The organism is Burkholderia sp. NFPP32 (assembly GCF_900119325.1).
Classification (GTDB): Bacteria; Pseudomonadota; Gammaproteobacteria; order Burkholderiales; family Burkholderiaceae; genus Burkholderia; species Burkholderia pyrrocinia_C.
The window spans coordinates 121676-142995 of sequence record NZ_FPJP01000017.1 but is presented as its reverse complement, the minus strand read 5'-3'; the positions used below and the strand labels follow the sequence as shown (position 1 = coordinate 142995).

Below are 21320 nucleotides of genomic sequence, written 5' to 3'. Positions count from 1 at the left end.
CATCGTCAATCGTGCGCGGCTTGCCGGGGCGTACTTCGTCATAGAGTCCGTTGATGCGCTGCTCCAGAAATCGCAGGCGCCATTTGCCCACTGTGGCGCGCCTGATTTGCAGGCGCTGCGCGATCGCACTGTTGGGTTCGCCGTCAGCGGCCGCCAGCACGATGCGCGCCCGCGTGACCAACGCAGCCGAAATCGAGCGAGAACGCGCGATCGACATCAGTTGCGAGCGCTCGTCTTCGCTCAGCACCAGTTCCGCCTTCGGTCGTCCCATCGCCATGTTGACGTCTCCCGTTCCGTTGACGTCTACATGCTACGCGAACATAGTTCGGTTAACAACGGAACGGGACACTAGCCGCCGCGCGTCAGCCGGATCAGCGTGATCTCGGACGGCACGCCGAAGCGGTTCGGCGGCCCCCAGTATCCGGTGCCGCGGCTCGTATAGAGCCACAGATCGCCGAAGCGGCTCAGCCCGCCGATCACCGGCTGCTGCATCCGCACGAACGGCGGCCACGGCAGGAACTGGCCGCCGTGCGTGTGCCCCGACAGTTGCACGGTAAAACCCGCGCGGTTCGCCGCTTCCGCGCTGCGCGGCTGGTGCGCGAGCAGGATCTTCGTGCCGACGTCGCGCGGCGCGCCCGCCAGCGCCTGCTCGGGGTCGCTCCGATGCGCGGGATCGAACCCGCCCGCCGTGAAGTCGGTCACGCCGGCGAGCACCGCACGCGCGCCGTCGTGCTCGATCAGCACGTGCTCGTTCAGCAGCACCGTCAGCCCGATGCGCCGGAATTCGTCGATCCACTCATGCGCGCCCGCGTAATACTCGTGATTGCCCGTCACGAGAAAGCTGCCGTGCCGCGACTGCATGCGGCCGAGCGGCGCGGTGTGTTCGCGCAGGCGCTTGACCGAACCGTCGACCACGTCGCCCGTCACGACGACGAGGTCCGCATCGAGCGCATTGACCGCGCGCACGATCCGTTCGATATAGGGCCGCTTGATCGTAGGCCCGACGTGGATGTCGGACAGTTGCACGATCGTCAGCCCGTCGAGCGCGGCCGGCAGCCCGGCGACCGGAATCGACACGCGCTTGACCGCCGCCGTGCGGCGCGCGCCCGCAAACCCGATCGCGGTGACGAGCACCGCGGCCGCCAGCACGCCGAGCGCCGTGTCGGCCGCGGCGCCGCTCCACGCGCCGTCGTGCCCGAGCTGCCGCCACGCGAACACGCCGAGCAGCACGAACTCGCGCAGGAACGTCAACACCAGCAGCGACGAAAAGAAACCCATCACGAGCGCACCGGTCCAGCCTGCCAGCGTCGCGGCCCAGCCTTCGTCGAAGCGGCGCGAGAACATGCCGACCGGGATCAGCACGACGAAGCTCGCCAGCACGAGCGCCGCGATCGTGCGCGCGACCGGCGACGCGAACGCGGCGGGAATGATCCGCATCCCGACATACAGATGGAACAGCACGCCGATTGCAATGAACCGGACAAAGAAACTTCGCATGGAGCGCTCACCTTCGTTGCGATACGGCTTCCGCGACGCGCGTCGCACGGGGCCGTGACGCCCCGTGCCGCGCTTCGCGCCATACGCACGATGGTACACAGATCCCGGCCGCGACGACCGGTCGCGGCCGCCGGTGGTGGCTCGCGCGGCTTCGTGCGGTGATCGGCCGTTTCCACGCCGATTCCGCCGCATCAGCGCGGTAAATTTCGCCAACCCTCTTTCATCTGACCATCCTTTACAGTCCGTTAGCAACCCTACACGAGCTTGCGCTGGCAGAATCACGGCGATCCGGCCGCCCCGCCGAAACGCGATGCCGGACTGGCCGGCACCGCCGCCAGCGCGACCGGCCGTGGCCCGTGCCGCCCCCCTCGAGACGGACGGCTGGCGGTCCGCATCGCGCTGCTTTATTATCGGCCCCGTATCTCGGAATCGTCGTCGCGGCGACGAACCGCATTGCGCCGCGCCCGGCATCCCCCCCATCGTCGAGCTCGTCACACCATGAGAAAAACAACGCCGCGCGCGCCCCTGCGCGTCGCCGCCGTCCTGACGCCAGCCCTGCCGCTCGCGGGCTGCGCATCGCGCGGCGCACCGTCGTACGTGCTGTTCGGCGCGTATTTCCCGCTCTGGCTCGTCAGCGCGATCGTCGGCATCGTCGGCGCGATCGTTGCGCACCGCGTGTTCGTCGCGACCGGCTGGGCCGCCACGGTCCCTTACCAGCTTGCCGTCTGCACCGCGATCGGGCTCGTGATCGCCGTGCTCGTCTGGCTCACCGGCACGGGGCCGTTCGCATGAAGGCCGCCGGAACCGCCCGCCCCTCCATGAAAGGCCGCGTGATCGCGCTCGCGATCGTCGCGCTCGGCATCGCGGCGCTCGCGTACGCATACCACCGCACGACGGCCTACCCGTCCACCGACGACGCGTCGATCGACGCGGACGTCGTGCATGTCGCGTCGCCTGTCGGCGGGCGCATCGTGCGGCTCGCGGTGCATGAAAACCAGCGCGTCGCGAAAGGCGACCTGCTGTACGAAATCGATCCCGTACCGTACCGGCTGACGGTTGCACAGGCGCAAGCCGACCTCGAGCTCGCGCGCGCATCGCTCGACACGCGCCGCCGTTCGCTGATCGGCGAACGCTCGAACGCGGCGGTCGCCGCCGAGCAGGTCAAGCGCGCGACGCAGAACGCCGACCTCGCGACGCGCGACGTGAACCGGCTCGCGCCGCTCGCCGCGCAGGGCTACGTCAGCGCACAGCAGTTCGACCAGGCGAAGGTCCGCCAGCGCGACGCGGCCGTGTCGCTCGCGCAGGCGCAGGAACAGCAGCGCGCGTCCACGCAGACGATCGGCGACGAAGCCGACGCGATCGCGACGCTGCATGCGCGCGAGGCCGCGCTGGCCCGCGCGCAGCACGCGCTCGACGATACGGTCGTGCGCGCGCCGCACAACGGGCTCGTGACAGGCTTGACCGTGCTCGCCGGCGAGACCCTCGCGCCGAACCAGTCGATCTTCACGCTGATCGACGCAAGCGAATGGTTCGCCGTCGGCAATTTCCGCGAAACGTCGCTGAATCGCATCGAGGTCGGAGACTGCGCGACCGTCTATTCGATGATCGACCGCAGCCGCCCGATGACGGGCAAGGTCGTCGGCATCGGCGCGGGCATCGCGGACAGTGCTCGCATCAACCTGCCGCGCTCGCTGCCGATCGTGCAGAATTCGGTGAACTGGGTACACGTCGCGCAGCGCTTCCCCGTGCGCGTGAAGCTCGACGAACCCGACGGCAAGCTCGTGCGCGTCGGCGCCAGCGCGATCGTCGAGGTCCGGCATGGCACTGCCTGCCGCTGACGTCCGCTCGCCGGGCCCGCGCGAAGTCCTGCGGCTGCTGGCACCGTTTCCGGGGCGCACGGCGATGGCCGTGCGCGTCGCGCTGATCTGCGCGCTGGTCGTGCTCGTGACGAGCGGCTACGGCACGCCGGAAGCCGCGATCTCCGCGTACGTCGTGTTCTTCCTGAACCGTGCCGACCGCGTGACGAGCGTCGTGCTCGCGGTCGCGATGCTGCTGCTCGTCACGGTCGTGATCGCGCTCGTGATGGGCGTCGCGATCTTCAGCATCGACTATTCGATCCTGCGGGTCGCCTGCATGATCGTTATGTCGATCGGCCTGCTCTACCTGACATCCGCCAGCAAGCTGCGCCCGGTCGGCGCGATCCTCGCGATGATCGTCGGCTTCGGGCTCGACCAGCTCGGACTGGCGCCGTTCGGCGAAGCCGCGACACGCGCGCTGCTCTATGCATGGCTGATGGTCGCGATCCCGGTCGGTGTCGCGATCGTCGTCAACCTGCTGATCGCACCGTCGCCGCGCAAGCTCGTGCACGCCCAGCTCGCGAAACGGCTGCGGCTCGCCGCGCGACGGCTGCGCGGCGATGACAGCGGCGATGCTCGCGCCGCGTTCGACGCGAGCCTGCGCGAAGGCGACAAGCAGTTGCTCACGTGGCTCAAGCTGTCGAAGCTCGAAGGCTCGTCGGCGGCCGCCGACGTCGTCGCACTGCGGCAGGCCATCGCATCGAGCACCGCGCTGCTCGTCGCGGTCGCGCTCGCCGACCGCGAACCCGATGCGCGGCTGCCCGACGCGTTTGTCGAGCCTATCGCGACGACGCTCGACGAGATGGCCGCCATCCTCGAACGCGGCGGTTATCCGGTCGACGTGACGCTCGCGCTACCGGCAGCCGAAGCGCTGCCACCGCTCGCGCGCGTCGTCGCGACGGATCTGCACACGGCGATCACGCACTTCGCGGAACCGGCCGAGGCCGATGCTTCGGCCGACACGGCCCACGCGCACGCCGCCGACACGCCTGCCGAACCCGCCGCACCGCCCGCCCCGAGCGGCGGCTTCTTCCTGCCCGACGCGCGCACCAATCCCGACCACGTCCGCTATGCGCTGAAAACGACGGCGGCGGCGATGTTCTGCTACCTGCTGTACTCGCAGCTCGACTGGTCGGGCATCCATACCTGCTTCATCACCTGCTACATGGTGTCGCTCGGCTCGACGGCCGAGACGGTCGAGAAGCTCACGCTGCGCATCGCCGGCTGCATCGTCGGCGCGCTGCTCGGCACCGCCGCGCTCGTGTTCGTCGTGCCGTCGCTGTCGTCGATCGGCGAGCTGACGGCGCTCGTGTTCGCCGGCGCATGGCTCGCCGCGTGGGTCGCGTTCGGGTCGCCGCGCATCGCCTACGCGGGCTTCCAGGTCGCATTCGCGTTCTTCCTGTGCGTGATCCAGGGCGCGGGCCCCGGCTTCGACCTGACGCTCGCGCGCGATCGCACGATCGGCATCCTGCTCGGCAACGTGGTCGTGTATCTCGTGTTTACGCGCATCTGGCCCGTCAGCATCGGCAAGCAGATCGACGCGGCGCTCGCGGCGCTGCTCGACCAGTGGCGGCGCGTCGCGCAGATCGCGCAGCCGGCCGAGCGGCGCGCGCTGGCCGCCGAAGCGTTCGCACGCCACGGCGCGATCTCGCAGGAGCTCGGCCTGATCCATTACGAACCGTCGTGGGTGCGGCCGGCCGCCACGTGGCTCGCCGCACGGCGGCGCGCACTCGCGGAACTCGGCGCGCTCGAAGGCCCGCTGTTCCTGCTCGCCGAGCGCGCACCGGGCGACGCGGCGATCGGCGCGCGGCTCGCACGCGTGGTCGACCTGCACGACGATGAAGCCGCGCCTCGCGCGGATTCCCCCGCGCCGCCGGCCCCACCGCCGAATGTCGCCCCCACCGACCCCGCACGCGATGCGCTGCTGAACCTGATCGACACGCGGCTCGCGCACATCGCCGACGCCGCCCGTCAAGCCACACCGAAGGAGCCTGCCCCCCATGCGCCTACCTGAACCGCCGGCCGCCTCGATCGCCGCCGCCGCCCTCGCGACCGCCGTCGCGCTGGCCGGCTGCGCGACGTCGTCGATCGATCTGGCGCCGGAGGCGTCCGACCGCCCGTGGCAGCCGCAGACCTCGGCCGCGGGCGACATCGTGCCCGCACCGCCGCGCGCGACCGCGCAAGGCGCGCACGACTACACGCTGCCGGCCACGCCCGCGCTCGCGTCGGTAGCGCCGCCTGCCGCGCTCGATTCCGCGCATGCGTACACGCTGCCCGAGCTGATCGACCTCGCCGAATCGGCGAACCCGCTGACGCGCATCGCATGGAACGACGCGCGCAATGCGGCGCTCGCGGTCGGCATCGCGAAAGCCGCCTACCTGCCGAAGCTGTCCGCGACGGCCATGGGCGCGTACCAGGCGAGCCACGGCTCGACGTCGACGATACTCGGCGACTCGTCGAGCGACACGACCGTGCACGGCACGATCTCGGCGCTGTCGCTGCAATGGCTGCTGTTCGATTTCGGCGGCCGCGCGGCGCGCGTGGAAGCGGCCGAACAGGCGTCGATCGCATCGAACGTCGCGTTCACGGCCGTGCACCAGCAAGTGATCCACGACGTGACCGTCGCGTACTACCGGTACGAAGCCGCGCGCTCGCGCGCACTCAGCGCGCAGCAGGGCCTCGCGAACGCAGACGCGATCCTCGCGGCGTCCCGCGCGCGGCTCAAGCATGGCGTCGGCACGGTCGTCGAGCTCGCGCAGGCGACGCAGAACCGTGCGCAGGCGAACCTCGCGCTCGTACAGGCGAGCGGCACGGAGAGCGACAGCTACCTCGCCCTCGTGTCCGCGCTCGGCATCTCGCCGCTGTCGAAACCGACGATCGCCGCGCTGCCGAAACGGCCGCTGCCGCCCGCGCTCGGTTCGTCGGTCGACGCGATCGTGTCGGACGCGATCGCGCGCCGCCCCGACCTGCAGGGCGCGTTTGCGCTCGAAAAAGCCAATCGCGCGAAGATCAAGGCCGCCGAAGCCGCGTTCATGCCGAAGATATTCCTGTCCGCTTCGACGTCGTATGCGAGCGGCGGCACGGCCATCTCAGCGCTGCCCGCGATCGGCGACCAGGCGCCGACCGTCAACCTGAACGGCAGCCGCTACGGCGGCGGCGTGTTCCTCGGCGTGACGATCCCGCTGTACGACGGCGGCCTGCGTTCGGCCGTGCTGATGCAGGCGCGCAACGACGCGCAAAGCGCATCCGCGCGCCTCACGCGGACCAAGGAGGAAGCCGTCCGCCAGGTCGTCGCCGCGCAGAACGCGGTGCAGACGAGCCTCGCGTCGCACGACGCCGCGACCGCGCTCGTCGATGCCGCGCAGACGAGCTACGATGCGGCGCTGACCGCGTACCGGAACGGCGTCGGCTCGGTCACCGATGCGACGATCGCGCAAAGCCAGCTGCTCGCGGCGCGGAATGCGGAGGTCGACAGCTACGCCGGCGCGCTGTCGGCGGCTGCCGCGCTCGCGCTCGCGACAGGGACGATCGGCTCCGCGCAGTAGCGCGACCGCCGCCAGGCGGTTGACGCATGCGCACGCCGCCCACTAGAATGCCGCCCATTCTTCCTTCAGGAACCATCGTGGACAGTTGCAGCACTCCGTTGCGTGCGCCGCTTGCCGCCTGAACGCCTGTCCGACGCAGTTCTCCTGCCCCGGCTCGCGTTCCGCGAGCCCGCACGCCTACCGTTTCACACTGAATGACGCATACGCACGGTACAGTACCGCGCGATGACGGCTATCCTCGCGTCGCCTTCGGCATTGCGCCACGGCGATGCGAGCCGCTATGCGCGCCTTGCACGGCAGGACAACCATGACTTTCGATTTCGCACTCCGTCTTTTCACCGCGTTCGCCTGCGGCGTCGCCATCGGCCTCGAGCGCCAGATGCGCCAGCGCACGGCCGGCCTGCGCACGATCACGCTCGTCGCGAGCGGCGCGTGCCTGTTCGTCACGCTCGGCGTGCTGACCGGCAACGGCGTCGCAGGCGTCACGCAGATCGCCGCGTACGTCGTGTCGGGCGTCGGCTTTCTCGGCGGCGGTGTGATCATGCGCGACAAGGGCTCGATCCAGGGCATCAACACGGCCGCGACGCTGTGGTGTTCAGCCGCCGTCGGCGTGCTGTCCGGCTCCGGCCATTACGTGCCCGCGCTCGCCGGCACGGGCGTCGTGCTGCTCACCAACACCGTGCTGCGCGGCGTCAGCCAGGCGATCAACGCAACGCCCGTGTCGAACGCCGATCTCGTGCGCGAATACCAGATCACCGTGATCTGCCTCGCCGCCGACGAAGTGCATATCCGCACGCTGCTGTCGAACTCGATGTACGCGAAGCCGCTGTCGTTCCAGAGCCTGACGAGCGAGGACGTGCCCGACCAGCCTGACCGGCTGAAAGTGACCGCGACGCTGAAGCTGCATCCGAAGGATCAGCAGAAGCTCGAGCAGATCGCGAGCCGGATGAGCATGGAGAAGAGCATTTCCAGCGTGAGCTGGACCGCGAAGGAAGCGGAGCCGTTGATGGAGTGAGCGGCATGGCGGCTGCCGGATTCGGCGTCGCCGCCCTCGCTCGCGTCAGGGTGCCTCGATGAGCCCGGCCGAGATCGCCTTGACGACCGCCTGGACCTTGTTCGTCGCGCCGAGCTTCTCGAGGATGTTGTTGACGTGGAAGTTGACCGTCCGCTCCGAGATGCTGAGGATCTGGCCGATTTCGCATGCGGTCTTGCCTTCGGCGGTCCAGCACAGCACCTCGCGCTCGCGCGCGGTCAGCGTGACGCCCGCCGCGGGTGACAGCTTCGGCACCATGAAGCGGCTCATCAGCGAATGCGACAGGTTCGCGAGCCAGTTCGTCTGCAGCGTCAGCATATTGATCTCGGCCGGCGTGAGCCGGTCGGCGTGGCGCGCGATGCTCAGCAGCCCGAACGCACCGCGGGCCGCCCAGCTCGACTGCGCGACACCCACCGACAGCCCGAATTCGCGCGCGTCCTGCCACAGCGGGTTCGAATCGATCCGGTCGACATCCGGCCAGACGATCATGTTGGTGCTGTGCGCGCCGTCGCGCACCGTCGAATCGATCTCGATGTAGTTCCGCGCCTGGTAGTGCGCCATCCAGCCATCCGGATAGGTATCGAAGATCGCGACCGACGGTTTCGACACCGGCAGCGGCACGCGAATGCCGTAACAGCAGTATTCGAATCCCAGCCGTCTGGAATAGGCGGCGATCCGCTGGAAGAGCTGCTGCTCGTCTTCCGCGGCGCTGAATTGTTGATAGGCATCCTGCCAGCGCAGTTCCATTCGTTCTCCGACAACGTCACGCTGTCATACTTGTCAGGTGCCAGCTCCAGTTCGAGGCTGATACATTCCGCGCATGACTTCACCTTTGCTGCACCCGGTCCCCGGCCCGTCCCCGGACGGCTACGTGCGCCTGTCAGAAGGCGCACTGGCCGCGCTTGCACTCGATCATGTCACAAGCGGCCTCGATACATCGCTGCTCGCGGAACTGCGCGACAACGCGATCGACGCACGCCTCGCCGGCTATACCGAATGGCAGCGCACGGCCCGTGCCGGCGTCCCTTACGTGACGGTCGGCTGGGACTGGTACCTCGAACGCGCAACGGGCACGTTCGTCATCACCGGCGGCGACGTCCGCAGCAACGTAATGGCCGTCGACGCCACGGGTGCCGACATCGGCATGTTCCGCACGGCCACCGCTCTCGTCGCGCGGCTCGCCTGCATCGACTGGCACGCCGCGGTCGCGTCGGCCCTGCTCGGTCGCAACGACGCCTATCATGCCGGTCCGACGCTCCAGTGACAACCGGCTGCGCATTCATCTGACAATTTCCAAGATGCTGGCGCTCTTTATAAGCAAAAGCGCCCGGTTTTTCAATCCCGTCGATCAAGAAACCGTTACCACGTCCTAAATGGCGTCTTTGCGCCGCCCAACCTGTAAGAGTTACCAGTTACCGCCTCCTCGTGCCGCGCGATGTAATGCATGCATACAAAAGCACAAATCCGAGGACACCATGCGGACCTTCGTTCACGAAGAAGGGCGGTTGCCACACGAACTTGCAGCGGATCTCGGGCGCTACCGGCGCCGCGTGTTCGTCGAACAACTCGGTTGGGAGCTCCCGTCGGCGAACGAAAGCTTCGAGCGCGACCAGTTCGATCGCGACGATACCGTGTACGTGTTCGCGCGAAATGCCGGCGGCGACGTGTGCGGATGTGCGCGCCTGCTGCCCACGACGCGCCCGTATCTGCTGCAGTCGCTGTTCGCCGACCTGATCGCCGCAGACATGCCGCTGCCGCAGTCGGCGGCCGTCTGGGAGCTGTCCAGGTTCGCGGCAACCGACGACGAAGGCGGGCCGCGCAATGCCGAATGGGCCGTGCGACCGATGCTCGCGGCCGTGGTCGAATGCGCGGCGCAGCTTGGCGCACGGCAGTTGATCGGCGTGACGTTCGCGAGCATGGAGCGGCTGTTCCGCCGGATCGGCATACACGCGCACCGCGCAGGCCCGCCGAAGCAGGTGGACGGACGTCTGGTGGTCGCGTGCTGGATCGATATTGATCCGCAAACGTTTGCGGCACTAGGAATCGAGCCGGGGCAGGCAGCCCGGCAAGCCATCGCCGCCTGAGCCGGAACGCGCGTTTCCGTCCGGGCGGCATCGTAACGAAGGAGAACCAACGTGGACCAGTCTCAGGTCTTTCGCGCGATGATGCCCGGGTTGACGAGCGCCAACGGCGCCCGCATCGCGGTCGCCTATCCGTCGTTTCCCAGGCCGCTGCCGCTCGTGCGGCTCGACCGCCGCGGGCTCGTGTTTCGTGCCGCCGGCGCCGCGCCGCTCGTCTGCGGGCTGCCGCGCGCGGCGACGCTGCTGGTCGCGGACGAGCCGCTGTGCTCGCTGCGCCTCGTGATCCGCGACATCGCCCATGCCGGCGACGGCCGCCATGACCTGACGATGCAGCCGTCCGGCGCCGCTGGCGACGAATTGCTGTGGCATGCGCTGCGCGACCACGCACCGTACCGGCGGATTCAGCATCCGCTCGCGCCCGTCGACGCGTCCCTCGCCGCGAACAGCGAACCGCGCGCGGCGGCCGGCGAAGCCGGGCCGCGCCCATCGCGCAGCGCGGCTTTCCGCCTGCCGTGCCACAGCGACGCGCTGTTCTTCGCGGACTGGCTCGAATATCACTTCGACGAACTGCGCGCGCTGTCGCAACAGCACGGGCCGCAACTGCAACTCAACCAGCTCGAACGGAAAGTTGCCGACGACGAGGTTGGCGTGCGCTTCGTCTACGACATCGACGGACACGCGACGCGGCACGCGCTGACCGACTGCGCGCGCGAGGCCTGTGCGTGGATCGAGACGGAGATGCGCGACAAGTACGCGCTGCCTGTCGCGCAGGAGCGGTTTGGCGCGTTTGCGGCGCACGCGCGGGCCGGCGGCATGTAAGTGCGGTATCGGTTGCGTCGACGCGAGGCGGCCGGTACGGCAGCAAGTTGCATCGATACAACGGGGGCTTGCCAATCTTCGGGTTTTCCCTTAAATTTACGTCTGTCTCCTCCATGTCTCCAAACATGGATTCAGCCCGCTCAAGCAGCGGGCTTTTTTATTGCCTGTGCGAATTGCGGGGGCCATACCGCCCGACGCCCTCTGCCAGAGCATTCCGGCGCGCCACAATCCGAATCGGTCGGATTATCATCGGCGGGACTGCCACGCTCCCCCCGAGTCCAACTTGCACGCCCATCTGCGCATTGCCCGCCCGGTTGGCAACCTTGCCAGAACCGAGCGCATGTATCGCGACGCCCTTGAATTGTCGGTGCTCGCGCGCTTCGAAGATCACGACGGCTTTTCCGGCGTGATGCTCGGACGCGAAGGACTCGACTACCACTTCGAATTCACGCACTGCCCGGACCATCCGATCGCGCCGTCTCCAACACCCGAAGACCTTATCGTCTTCTACCTGCCCGATCGTCCGGCATGGGAAGCTGCCTGCGAGCGCGCGACCGCGCACGGCTTCATGCCTGTGATGTCGTTCAATCCGTACTGGGAGATATCGGGCCAGACATTCGAGGATGCCGACGGCTACAGGATCGTGCTGCAGAACGCCGCATGGCGCTGACGGCCCGATGCACGTATGCCGTTCAGGTAACGTCACGAACCCGGATGCAGAACGGATGAAGGGGAAATCGCGATCGTCGCGTCGGCCGACGACGATCGGAAGAACAAGCAGCGAGAAACGGGCGCCAGTGCGCCCGCTGTAATTACTCGTTTTCCTCGAAGTAATGCCCGAACTTCGTCTGCTTCGTACGGATATAACGCTCGTTTTCCTCGCGCACGGGCACCGCGAGCGCCACGCGTTCACAGACGGGAATGCCGTGCTTCGCGAGCGTGTCGAACTTCTTCGGGTTGTTGCTCATCAAGCGCACCGACGTCACGCCGAGGATCCGGAGGATCGCGGCGGCCGAGTCGTATTCGCGAGCGTCGTCGGGCAGGCCGAGGTCGAGGTTCGCCTCGACAGTATCGCGCCCCTGCTCCTGCAGCGCGTATGCGCGAATCTTGTTGCTCAGGCCGATCCCGCGCCCCTCATGGCCGCGCAGATACAGCAGCACGCCGCGGTCTTCGGCCGCGATGTAGCGCAACGCGAGATCGAGTTGCTCGCCGCAATCGCAGCGGTACGAGCCGAACACGTCGCCGGTCAGGCATTCGGAATGTAGTCGCGTCAGCACGGACTGCTCGCCGGTCACGTCGCCCATCACGAGCGCGAGATGTTCGGCATCGCTGCCCGATACGCGGAATGCGTATGACGTGAACGTACCGTAGCGCGTAGGCAGCGACGCAGTGGCGACGAGCGTCACGCACTCGTCGGCCTGGCCATTGCCCGGCGTGGGCGATTGGGGACGCAAAGACATCATGAATTCAATCGAAACGTTCAGGAATGTAGGAGTTGTGTGGATAGTGCGTGACGGGAGTTTACCGCTAATCTGGAAACGTCACGCGACTGCCGCCGCCTGCCCGGCTATACTGGGCCCATCGGGTGACGCGCATCACGCCTGCCTTCCCTGCATCGACCTGCACACGGAGAAAGCGAATGAGCACGACTGTCGCGCAGATTCTCAAGGCCAAGCCGGATTCGGGCCGCACCATCTACACCGTCAAGAAGAACGACCTCGTCTACGACGCCATCAAGCTGATGGCGGAAAAGGGCATCGGCGCCTTGCTGGTCGTGGACGGCGACGACATCGCAGGCATCGTCACCGAGCGCGACTACGCGCGCAAGATCGTCCTGCAGGACCGTTCATCGAAAGCCACCCGCGTCGAGGAAATCATGACGGCGAAGGTGCGCTACGTCGAACCGTCGCAGTCCACCGACGAGTGCATGGCGCTGATGACCGAGCACCGGATGCGCCACCTGCCCGTCCTCGACGGCGGCAAGCTGATCGGCCTCATCTCGATCGGCGACCTCGTGAAGAGCGTGATTGCCGATCAGCAGTTCACGATCAGCCAGCTCGAACACTACATCCACGGCACGCCAGCGGTTACGTCCGTCTGACCCGCTCCAGCAAAAAAGGCCCAAACGCGTAAGCGTCTGGGCGGAAAGCCGCCGGCATGCGGCGACGGAGGTTCTGCTCCTGCGGGCGAACGACGCGCGCGAACGGCGCGCGTCTCGTCGATTAAGCGGTGCGCTCGGGCAGACCGGAGACGTTAGCTTAGTTGCCGAAGTAGACCGAGTTCACGGGATTCGGTGCTTCCCGCGTCATGCGGCGGCCAGCTTGTCCGCCCCCCGTCGCCACCGCACCGTAGCCGCTCGTATCGGCCTGCGCGAGCATCGGCTGGTTCGGCTGGATCCGTTGTTCGGCCGCCTGGATATCGCTCGGATATTGCGAATCGCTCGCCAGCGGCTTGTAGCCGTTCTGTTCGAGTTGCACGAGTTCGGCCTTGACCTGGTCGCGGGTCAGCCCTTGGTCGGACTGTGCAAACGATGCGATCGGGGCGGCAAGGACGGATGCGGCGATGGCTGCGTAGATGATCGACTTCATGATTTACCTCCGGAATATGTTCTGTTTTGACGTCGCCTCGGCAGGACTGTCTGAAGCGATTGAGATCAGTGTAGTTCTCGTCATCCCAAGGGGAAACCCTTAGTTTCAACATACAGCGTTGCGATTTTGGAAAATATCGCCCACTGTTTATGGACCGGGGCATTGCCACTTGCCTCATCCGCACAACAATCGCTGACGAAACGCCAACAGCCGGATCGCATATCCCGAAGGTTGTGTTGTAAAATCGTAAGGTTTTATTCACCAGTCGATTCGATATTCCATCCACCATGTACGCGCTCACGCCCCTCTCGGTTTCGCTGTCCGGCCCGGCCGGCGCGCGCGCACGCGCCGGCCATCCGGCGCATCCACTCGCTCGACGCACGGCCCAGGCGCCGCTCGCCCCTGCCCGGCGCCTGATCTGACGGCTCGGTCTCCTCCCGGAGCCAGGTCAGACAGGCTCCGGGCGATCCTCATAGGCACGCCACGCCTGCCCCTGCCGATCATTTGGAGAACTGCCATGAAACAACGTCTTTACCAGTTGACTGAACTCGACGTCGCTCGCCTCGAGAAGCACGCCGAACACAACCCGCGATTCCAGACAATGCTCGACACGCTGCTCGAACGCGCCGACATCGTCCAGCCCGACGCCATCAAGGCGAACGTCGTCACGATGAACTCGCAGATCACGCTGCTCGATGAAGCGACCCAGGAACAGGCCACCTGGACGATTGTTTATCCGGACGCCGCCAATCTCGAACTCGGCCGCCTGAACGTCTTCTCGCCCGTCGGCATGGCGCTGCTGGGTACGCAGCGCGGCCAGATGGTCAAGGTGATGCAGCCGAGCGGCGCCGAAAAGCTGATGAAGGTCGCCGCGATCGTGTTCCAGCCGGAAGCCAACGGCGAATACACGCGCTGACGCCGCCGGTCGGCAAGCGCCGCAACGGGCGCAGAACGAAAAAAGCGAGGCACAGGCCTCGCTTTTTTACGTCTGGACGATCCGGATTATCGTCTTCGCAATTTGCAGACGAAAAAAAGGCGCCCGAAGGCGCCTTTTTCGATGCTGCGAAGCGAGTTACCCCGCCGTCACGCTTAGAAGCGGTGACGCAGACCAACCGTTGCTGCGGTTTGGTTGATCGACGAGCTCGGAGCCGTCGTGACGTCGCCGTTGTAGATCGAAGCGCCGCCGGCGTTCTTCGATGCACGTTGGTACACAGCTTGTGCGTACACGTCCGTGCGCTTCGACAGAGCGTAGTCAGCTTGCAGGCCGAACTGGTTCCAGTGCGCGCTGCTGCCGTCAACCTTCGCGTTCGTGTACGTGTAAGCAGCACCCAGGCCGAGAGCCGGCGTCAGGTTGTACTTTGCGTTGACTTCGTAGTTGTCAGCGCGCAGCGAGCCGCCGCCGTTCGCTTGGTTGTCCAGACGCGATTGCGTCCATGCTGCGCCGACTTGCGCCGGGCCGAATGCGTATGCTGCAGCTGCACCGAACGTGCGGTTACGGCCTTGAGCGGCGAACGCGTTGACTGCGCCCGACGGGTTAGCCACCGAACCGATGTTCGCTTGCGAGTATGCTGCACCCAGCTTCAGGCCTTGGAACTGGTACGACGCACCGCCGCTGTACGCACGGTTGTTGCCGAAGTTCGTGTTGTTCGAGAACGAGTACGTGCCGCCGAATTGCAGGCCAGCGTAGTTCGCGCTCGTGTACTTGACCGTGTTGTTCAGCGCGACGTCGCCGTTCGTGCTCAGACGGTCGTTGTTCAGCGGGTGCGCGAAGTACGTGCCGCCCCACGAGCCCGTTGCCGTCAGCGGCGCCAGGTAGTCTTGCGTTGCGTCGTACTGCTTACCCAGCGTGACCGTGCCGTACTGGCTCGACAGACCAACGAACGACTGACGGTTGAACATGCCGCCGTTGCCGTTCGCGAACTTGCCGTTACCGATGTTGAAGCCGCTTTCCAACGTGAAGATTGCCTTCAGGCCACCACCCAGGTCTTCCGAGCCACGCAGGCCGAAACGGCTCTGGTCAATGCCCGAACCCATCGCCCACTGCGACTTGCCGTTGACCGGCTGGCCAGCTGCGTTGACGCCCGTTGCGATGTTGCTTTGGTAGGTGATGCCTGCGTCCAGCACGCCGTACAGCGTGACGCTGCTTTGCGCGTGAGCGACGGTAGCGAACGATGCTGCAGCTGCTGCAACGATCAGAGTCTTGTTCATTCGTGGAGCTCCCTTCTAAAAAGAGGCAGGTCTCGCGACCTTGTTTCATAAACGGTCTCAACCGCCCGGGAACGCCATCGGTCCTGCTGGCCGCGCCCGGATAGTTGCCCGTTTGGGAACCGTGAGTTTAGGGGTGTACCCTAGGGGCGCGATCCGCAAATAAAGAAATAAGCTTTTCCAGAACTAGAAATAATGAAAGTGGGGCTGAGTTATAAGTATTTGTTTTGACGTCTGTTTTTGACTTCTTGACGGGGGCTTTTTGGAGGCTTTCATCGCACCATTCTTTCATGTCGCCGTCTTGACGGTTGCATAGAAACAACAAACAGGTTCAACCGAAACCCCAAAATCGGCAATTTTTACCCATTTCAGCCTCAAATGCCGAGCTTCGATCGTCTAAAACGTGTCGGTCGACCAGTAAACAGGGAGCGACGCCCGTGCAGCGGGCGATGTCCGCCTGTCAGTCCGCAGAAACGGAAGGCCGATCTCCACCGGCTGGCCGCCCAGCCGTGTGCCGTGACACGCGGTAACAGCCTTAACCGCCGGCGTAACCCGGCAGGTGTACCGGCACGCTAATGTAAGGCAGCCTCCAATACAGAACAGGACACGCCATGAATCGACGCTCGTTGCTGCGCGCCATCGGATTGACCGCCGCCTTCGTCGGCACCGGCTGGCTCCGCGCCGCCTCGGCCCAGCCCGCGCCGCCGGTGTACCGGCCGTCCGGCCCGAACCGCGTGCCCGGCGGGCCGCCTTATGCCGACCGCCCGGGCTTCGGGCCGCCGGCGGCCCGGCACGACCGCCGCCCGCCGCCACCACGGCCGCACGGCTATATATGGACGGACGGTTACTGGCGCTGGCAGCGCGGCCGCTATATATGGGTGCCCGGCCGCTGGGTCGCACGACGCCCCGGGCGTCGCTGGGTGCCCGGCTACTGGCGTCGCCAGGGACAAGTGTGGGTCTACGTCGACGGTTCGTGGCGATAGGCGGTTGCCCGGGTCCGGCCCATGGCGGCCCCGGGCCCAAAGCCGGACGGCGTGCGAACCCGCGTCGTTCGGCTCCGGAATCATGGTGCCCGACAGGCGCACTCGCGGCGGCTGCGCCGCTCGCCCCTTCCCCGGAACGATCCCGACCGCCAAAGCCGACGCCTGGGCGTCCAATCAGGCAACGTCGACACGCAATATGTCCGCCGATCTCCGGCGCGTCATCGTGCATCGACCGAATTCCCGCCACTCTCTTATCGCGCGCATCGCATGCCGCGCAACAGACGGCTGAATGTTTCGCCCCCCCGGTGCCAGGCCCATTATCCGGGCGCCATATCGCAAGCGCATCGCCGCATTCGCGACGAATACGGCAAAGCATCGTCGATGCCGTCCATTCCGGCACAATCATTCGGATAACGAAATCATGAGATGCCGATGCGAATGCATCGAACATGCGTCACCGCATCGCGCTTCGTCCGCAACAGCCCGACAAGCGACAGAACGGCGCGTGCATCCCCTCAGCGCGCGCCGCCCTCCTGCCCCCGTGCCCGAAGGCGCGCGGCACAGATCGCACGATGATGTTCGTCGGCCCACCGGATCATCGCCTGCATCGGCGTCAGGAACGAACGCCCGAGGTCGGTCAGCGCATATTCGACGCGCGGCGGCACTTCGGCGAACAGCGTGCGGCTGACGAAGCCGTCCTGCTCGAGCAGCTTGAGCGTGCGCGACAGCATCTGGTTCGACACATCGCCGATCACGCGGCCGAGTTCGTTGAAGCGCATCGCCCCGCCGGACAGCGCTTCGAGCACGAGCAGGCTCCATTGGTCGCCGATGCGGTCGAGCACATCGCGGATCGGGCACGGCTGATCGAGTTCGACGGTTTCGTCGGCGAGCGGGAACGGCATGACTGGATTCTCTTTCACGGGCAGTCACCGCGGTGTGACCTGTTCACACCGCGCTGACTTCTTGTGACGGGGTCGCGGCAACTGTACCATTCGATCGACCCGAAAGCCGCACGTACGAATTGGCCAGTTCAACGAAGCATGACGATGCAGCCCGTCGTCGCAACGTCGCCGGTCGCGACGCCCCCTGCGTGTCGCTACGGCATGCGTGCTCGCGGCCAAGCCCCCATCGCCCGCCGATCGTCACGATCGTAACGATCGGCGCAATCCGCAGGCGCGCATCGCACGCCAACCGACGAATCGCCAGACAAGGAAAACGCTACATGTCATCGCTCCACTCCCCCGTTCGCGCCGTTGCCGCATGCGTCCTGCTGGCCGCATCGGCGGCCGCATTTGCCGCCGGCCCGGCCACGCGCGACCTGACCGCCGAGGAAGCCAACCGCCAGCTCGTGCTGACGTTCTACGACCGCTTCTTCAACAAGCACGAAGCGGTCGAGGCAGCCGCCGTCGTCGCGGACGACTACAAGCAGCACAACCCGCACGTACCGGACGGCAAGAAGCCGTTCGTGTCGTACTTCGTCGGTACATTCCAGAAGAACCCGGCATCGCGTGCGCGCATCGTCCGCAGCGCGACCGACGGCGATCTCGTTTACCTGCACGTACATGCGACCGAGCGTCCGGGCGATCGCGGCGAAGCGGTCGTCGACATCTTCCGCGTGAAGGACGGCAAGATCGTCGAGCACTGGGACGTGATCCAGTCGGTGCCCGAAACAGCCGCGAACCGGAACACGATGTTCTGACGCGCGGGCCGGCGCGCCGCGTGCAACGATGCGCGCCGGCCGTCGCCAAACGACCGGCCACCCGCAACGCAAGCGCGGCTGCCCCGCGCCGGCGAAGTCCCCTACAATCGAGCAGCGCCGCCGCGCCGGCCGCGGGCTCGCATGACCGCACCGCAGGCCGCCGCCCCGCAGGCACGCCGCCGCACACGAAGCGCGACCGGCGCGCGCAGCTCGCGCACCTGCAGCTCGTCGATCCGGCCGACATGAGCCGTTTCGACCGGCTCGGCGCGATCGCAAGCGCGCAGACGCCGTGGACGGCCGCACGCGAGGAGCAGCAACAGCGCTACCGCGACCTGCTCGGCGACAAGCGCGCCGCGCGGAATTGCCCGTTCCGCAGCATGCGCGACGCGGGCGTGATGCTCGCGGCCGGTTCAGACTGGTCGGTCAGCACGATGGACCCGATGCAGATCATCCAGACGGGTGTCACGTACCTGCCGACCGACCAGCCCGACAGCCCGCCGTGGAATCCGCACGAGCGCCTCGACCTGCTCACGATGCTCGAAGCCTATACGGTGAACACCGCGTACGCGCCGCGTTTCGACGACTGCACGGGCTCGCTCGAAGCGGGCAAGGACGCGAGCTTCGCGATCCTCGACCGCAATCCGTTCGCGCCCCCGGTCGAGACCTTCGCGCAAACCCGCGCGATCGAGGCGAGCTTGCGCGACGAAATCGTATACGCCGCGCCGGCTGTGCCGACTGAAGTACGAACCGGGCGGCCGTCAGGCGACGTCGAGCGCCAGCACCTGCCCGGTCGTCAGCACGTCGCCGAACGTATCCGACAGCGCGGCCAGCGTCGCGCGATGGAGATCGCGGTGCGGCACCGTGCCGCCGTCCGCGACGTCGAGGTCGCGCGTCGCGCATGCATCGTCGACGACGATCACCGCATAGCCGAGCGGCACTGCATCGCGGGCCGCGCCGGCGACACACGCATGCGTCATCAGGCCCGTGACGATCAGCGTGTCGATGCCGGCCGCCTTCAGGCGCGCATCGATGTCCGTGGTCGGGAACACGCTCACCGACGTCTTCTTCACGACCGTGTGGTGCGGCGCCGGCTGCAGGTCCGCGTGAAAGCGGAAGCCGTCGCTACCGTCGGCGAAGATCGGGCTGTCGGCCGTACCGACGTGCTGGACATGAAACACGGGAATGCCCGCACGGTCGGCGAATGCGATCACGCGCCGCGCGTTGCCGAGCGCGCGCGGCCCTTCCGGGATCGGCAGGCGGCCGTTGAAATATTCGTTCTGGAAATCGATCACCAGCAGCGCGGTGCGGGCGGCGACGATCGACGTCGGCGCCGTCGCGCCGGCCAGGGTACGGATGGTCGGATGTTGCATGGGTCACTCTCTCGGTTGGCACATTGAACACAACGGCGCGCGGGGCTTGCCGGCGCCGCCGGACGCGGCCTGGGGCTTCCCCGGCCGCGAGGCGCCAGTGTCGGGCAGAGCGGCTTTGCGCGACAGCGGCCCGCGGGACAACGTCCGACAGGATCGGGCCAACGTGCGCGCGACCGCCCACGACAGCGCGGCCGTGCGAGCGCCCGCGGTTCAGGAAGTGCGGCAGGCGACCAGGCCCCGCTGAACGGCCGGCCGCGCGGTGATGTCGGCGAGCCAGCGCTCGACATGCGGGTAATCGGCAACGTCGAGATCGAGCTCGGCCGCCGAGCGCAGCCACGGAAACGCGGCGATGTCGGCGATCGAGTATCGCGACGATGCGAGATACGCCGATTCCGACAATCGGCCGTTCACGACCCCATAGAGGCGCCGCGCTTCGTTCCGGTAGCGAGCGATCGCTTCCGCATTGACCGTCTTCGATGCATGCAGGAACCACCAGAGCTGGCCGAGCATCGGCCCGATCCCGCCGATCTGGAAGTGCAGCCATTGCTGGACCGCCGTACGCTCGGCCAGCGTTTCGGGGTGCAGACAGCCCGTCTTCGCGGCGAGATAGCCGAGGATCGCGCCGGATTCGAACACGGCCAGCCCGGTGTCGTGATCGACGATGGCCGGAATCTTGCCGTTCGGGTTGATCGCGAGAAACGCCGGGCTGCGCTGCTCGCCTACGGACAAGTTCACGTGCACGAGGTCGTGCGCGAGCCCGGCCTCTTCCAGATAGATCGCGATCTTGTGCCCGTTCGGCGTGTCGGCCGTATAGAACGTGAGGGGGTGCGTCGATGTCATGTCGGTCCTTGTCATTCGGTTATCGTTGCAACCGCAATCGTTGCAATTGCAATCCTACGCCGGGACCTGGGGCTCCGGTACATGCCAGCACTCGAAAGAGGGATATGCAGACTGTGCGATCCGGGCAGGCCGGCGCGCGGCGGGCAAGCATGGTCACGCGAACCCGGCTATTTCGCGCGAGCCGCACAGGCGATGCACCGGTATGCGCGCGGCCGACGCGCGAGCCGGATGCCGTTACTTCGCGTCGGCCGTCGCTTCACGCGCCGCGGTGGTCGCGCGATCGAGCGCGGCGGCCATCGCCACCTGCTCCTTGCCGGTGAACTGCCCGAGAAAGAGCTCCGAGACCGTCGACTGGTACACCTTCCACATCTTCTTGCGCAGTGCCCGCCCCTTGTCGGTGATGCTCGCGTACGCGGCGCGGCCGTCCTCGGCCGAACGGGCGCGCGTGACGAGCCCCTCCTGTTCGAGCCGGTCGACGAGCCGCGTGAGGTTGTAGCGCTCGATCGCGAGCACGTCGGCCAGTTCGTGCATGCGGCGCGTGCCGTCGGGCCCGCTTTCGAGCCCCCACAACGCGTCGTACCACGCATACGCGGGCAGGCCGGCATCCGCGAGGCGGCGCTCGATCTCGCGAATCATCGTCCGGTGCGCGCGGACGAACGAGAACCACAGATCGGGTTCGGGTGCACTCATGTCAGGTCGTTCCATTCGTTTAATTGCAGTTGCAATTAAATCTTACCTCGATACGGTTCCCGTCCACATGTAGTCGCGCACCGCGCGGCAGGCAAGATCGTTCCGGCCTGCCGC

Annotated in this window: 23 protein-coding genes and 1 pseudogene; 14 read left to right on the top strand and 10 right to left on the bottom strand. The window is 66.7% G+C overall.

Translation table 11 applies throughout. From position 1 onward, the window contains the following. A partial coding sequence (locus BT264_RS27240; RefSeq protein WP_143156748.1) for a helix-turn-helix domain-containing protein occupies nt 1-277 on the bottom strand: 277 nt, incomplete at its 3' end. Between the two features lie 71 nt (nt 278-348). Further along, nucleotides 349-1497: a metallophosphoesterase gene (locus tag BT264_RS27235; RefSeq protein ID WP_072442500.1), complete on the bottom strand. Its 1149-nt coding sequence runs from the start codon at nt 1495-1497 to the stop codon at nt 349-351. A gap of 498 nt (nt 1498-1995) precedes the next feature. On the opposite strand from BT264_RS27235, the gene BT264_RS27230 reads away from it, so the two are divergent. The 5 genes from BT264_RS27230 to BT264_RS27205 all read left to right on the top strand — a co-directional run bounded on the left by BT264_RS27230 (nt 1996) and on the right by BT264_RS27205 (nt 7913). Beyond that, nucleotides 1996-2289 (top strand): hypothetical protein, encoded by a 294-nt coding sequence (locus tag BT264_RS27230; RefSeq protein ID WP_072442498.1) that lies wholly within the window; start codon nt 1996-1998, stop codon nt 2287-2289. Then, nucleotides 2286-3335 carry a multidrug transporter subunit MdtN gene (gene mdtN / locus BT264_RS27225; protein WP_072442496.1) on the top strand — a complete coding sequence of 350 codons (1050 nt, stop codon included), beginning with the start codon at nt 2286-2288 and terminating at the stop codon, nt 3333-3335. The genes BT264_RS27230 and mdtN overlap by 4 nt, the downstream gene beginning before the upstream one ends. Next, a complete protein-coding gene (locus BT264_RS27220; RefSeq protein ID WP_072442494.1) occupies nt 3316-5367 on the top strand; it encodes an FUSC family protein in 2052 nt (683 codons plus the stop codon). The genes mdtN and BT264_RS27220 overlap by 20 nt, the downstream gene beginning before the upstream one ends. Further along, the gene (locus BT264_RS27215; protein ID WP_072442492.1) at nt 5354-6898 is read left to right on the top strand and encodes a TolC family protein; all 1545 of its coding nucleotides are present in this window, start codon (nt 5354-5356) and stop codon (nt 6896-6898) included. Before BT264_RS27220 ends, BT264_RS27215 begins: the two co-directional genes overlap by 14 nt. Before the next feature lie 307 nt (nt 6899-7205). Further along, a complete protein-coding gene (locus BT264_RS27205) occupies nt 7206-7913 on the top strand; it encodes an MgtC/SapB family protein (protein ID WP_010089673.1) in 708 nt (235 codons plus the stop codon). A 45-nt stretch (nt 7914-7958) separates the two neighbouring features. On the opposite strand, the gene BT264_RS27200 is transcribed toward BT264_RS27205, so the two are convergent. Then, complete coding sequence (locus BT264_RS27200) at nt 7959-8678, bottom strand: autoinducer binding domain-containing protein (protein ID WP_072442490.1); 720 nt, start codon at nt 8676-8678, stop codon at nt 7959-7961. A gap of 73 nt (nt 8679-8751) precedes the next feature. Between BT264_RS27200 and BT264_RS27195 the strand changes: the two genes are divergently transcribed. The 4 genes from BT264_RS27195 to BT264_RS27180 all read left to right on the top strand — a co-directional run bounded on the left by BT264_RS27195 (nt 8752) and on the right by BT264_RS27180 (nt 11501). Beyond that, the gene (locus BT264_RS27195; protein WP_072442488.1) at nt 8752-9195 is read left to right on the top strand and encodes a DUF4902 domain-containing protein; all 444 of its coding nucleotides are present in this window, start codon (nt 8752-8754) and stop codon (nt 9193-9195) included. A gap of 211 nt (nt 9196-9406) precedes the next feature. After that, entirely contained in the window at nt 9407-10015 is a 609-nt protein-coding gene (locus tag BT264_RS27190; RefSeq protein WP_072442486.1) for an acyl-homoserine-lactone synthase, read from the top strand. Between the two features lie 51 nt (nt 10016-10066). Further along, nucleotides 10067-10831, top strand: coding sequence for a hypothetical protein (locus BT264_RS27185; protein WP_072442484.1), 765 nt, complete (start codon nt 10067-10069; stop codon nt 10829-10831). A gap of 283 nt (nt 10832-11114) precedes the next feature. Further along, on the top strand, nt 11115-11501 hold the full coding sequence (locus BT264_RS27180; protein WP_034180408.1) for a VOC family protein: 387 nt from the start codon (nt 11115-11117) through the stop codon (nt 11499-11501). 142 nt (nt 11502-11643) lie between these two features. Here the strand turns inward: BT264_RS27180 and ribA are convergent, their stop codons facing one another. Then, nucleotides 11644-12294, bottom strand: a complete 651-nt coding sequence (ribA, locus tag BT264_RS27175; protein ID WP_034180409.1) for a GTP cyclohydrolase II — start codon at nt 12292-12294, stop codon at nt 11644-11646. Between the two features lie 176 nt (nt 12295-12470). Between ribA and BT264_RS27170 the strand changes: the two genes are divergently transcribed. Then, on the top strand, nt 12471-12932 hold the full coding sequence (locus tag BT264_RS27170; protein WP_072442482.1) for a CBS domain-containing protein: 462 nt from the start codon (nt 12471-12473) through the stop codon (nt 12930-12932). Nucleotides 12933-13089: 157 nt separating this feature from the next. On the opposite strand, the gene BT264_RS27165 is transcribed toward BT264_RS27170, so the two are convergent. Further along, nucleotides 13090-13419: a DUF4148 domain-containing protein gene (locus BT264_RS27165; protein WP_072442481.1), complete on the bottom strand. Its 330-nt coding sequence runs from the start codon at nt 13417-13419 to the stop codon at nt 13090-13092. Nucleotides 13420-13936: 517 nt separating this feature from the next. Between BT264_RS27165 and BT264_RS27160 the strand changes: the two genes are divergently transcribed. After that, nucleotides 13937-14335 carry a GreA/GreB family elongation factor gene (locus tag BT264_RS27160; protein WP_006486027.1) on the top strand — a complete coding sequence of 133 codons (399 nt, stop codon included), beginning with the start codon at nt 13937-13939 and terminating at the stop codon, nt 14333-14335. A gap of 173 nt (nt 14336-14508) precedes the next feature. On the opposite strand, the gene BT264_RS27155 is transcribed toward BT264_RS27160, so the two are convergent. Then, nucleotides 14509-15627 carry a porin gene (locus tag BT264_RS27155; protein ID WP_072442479.1) on the bottom strand — a complete coding sequence of 373 codons (1119 nt, stop codon included), beginning with the start codon at nt 15625-15627 and terminating at the stop codon, nt 14509-14511. Between the two features lie 608 nt (nt 15628-16235). Here BT264_RS27155 and BT264_RS27150 point away from each other — a divergent pair. Then, nucleotides 16236-16607 carry a YXWGXW repeat-containing protein gene (locus tag BT264_RS27150; RefSeq protein ID WP_072442477.1) on the top strand — a complete coding sequence of 124 codons (372 nt, stop codon included), beginning with the start codon at nt 16236-16238 and terminating at the stop codon, nt 16605-16607. Nucleotides 16608-17122: 515 nt separating this feature from the next. On the opposite strand, the gene BT264_RS27145 is transcribed toward BT264_RS27150, so the two are convergent. Then, a complete protein-coding gene (locus BT264_RS27145) occupies nt 17123-17509 on the bottom strand; it encodes a winged helix-turn-helix transcriptional regulator (RefSeq protein ID WP_072442475.1) in 387 nt (128 codons plus the stop codon). Between the two features lie 320 nt (nt 17510-17829). Between BT264_RS27145 and BT264_RS27135 the strand changes: the two genes are divergently transcribed. Continuing rightward, the gene (locus tag BT264_RS27135; protein ID WP_072442473.1) at nt 17830-18306 is read left to right on the top strand and encodes a nuclear transport factor 2 family protein; all 477 of its coding nucleotides are present in this window, start codon (nt 17830-17832) and stop codon (nt 18304-18306) included. Between the two features lie 20 nt (nt 18307-18326). Next, nucleotides 18327-18962 (top strand): annotated as a pseudogene (locus BT264_RS27130) (amidohydrolase family protein); the annotation flags it as partial. Between the two features lie 102 nt (nt 18963-19064). On the opposite strand, the gene BT264_RS27125 reads toward BT264_RS27130, so the two are convergent. The 3 genes from BT264_RS27125 to BT264_RS27115 all read right to left on the bottom strand — a co-directional run bounded on the left by BT264_RS27125 (nt 19065) and on the right by BT264_RS27115 (nt 21206). Next, entirely contained in the window at nt 19065-19676 is a 612-nt protein-coding gene (locus tag BT264_RS27125; protein WP_072442471.1) for a cysteine hydrolase family protein, read from the bottom strand. A 210-nt stretch (nt 19677-19886) separates the two neighbouring features. Then, nucleotides 19887-20516: a glutathione S-transferase family protein gene (locus tag BT264_RS27120; RefSeq protein WP_072442469.1), complete on the bottom strand. Its 630-nt coding sequence runs from the start codon at nt 20514-20516 to the stop codon at nt 19887-19889. Between the two features lie 234 nt (nt 20517-20750). Next, nucleotides 20751-21206, bottom strand: coding sequence for a MarR family winged helix-turn-helix transcriptional regulator (locus BT264_RS27115; protein ID WP_072442467.1), 456 nt, complete (start codon nt 21204-21206; stop codon nt 20751-20753). Nucleotides 21207-21320 lie beyond the last annotated feature (114 nt).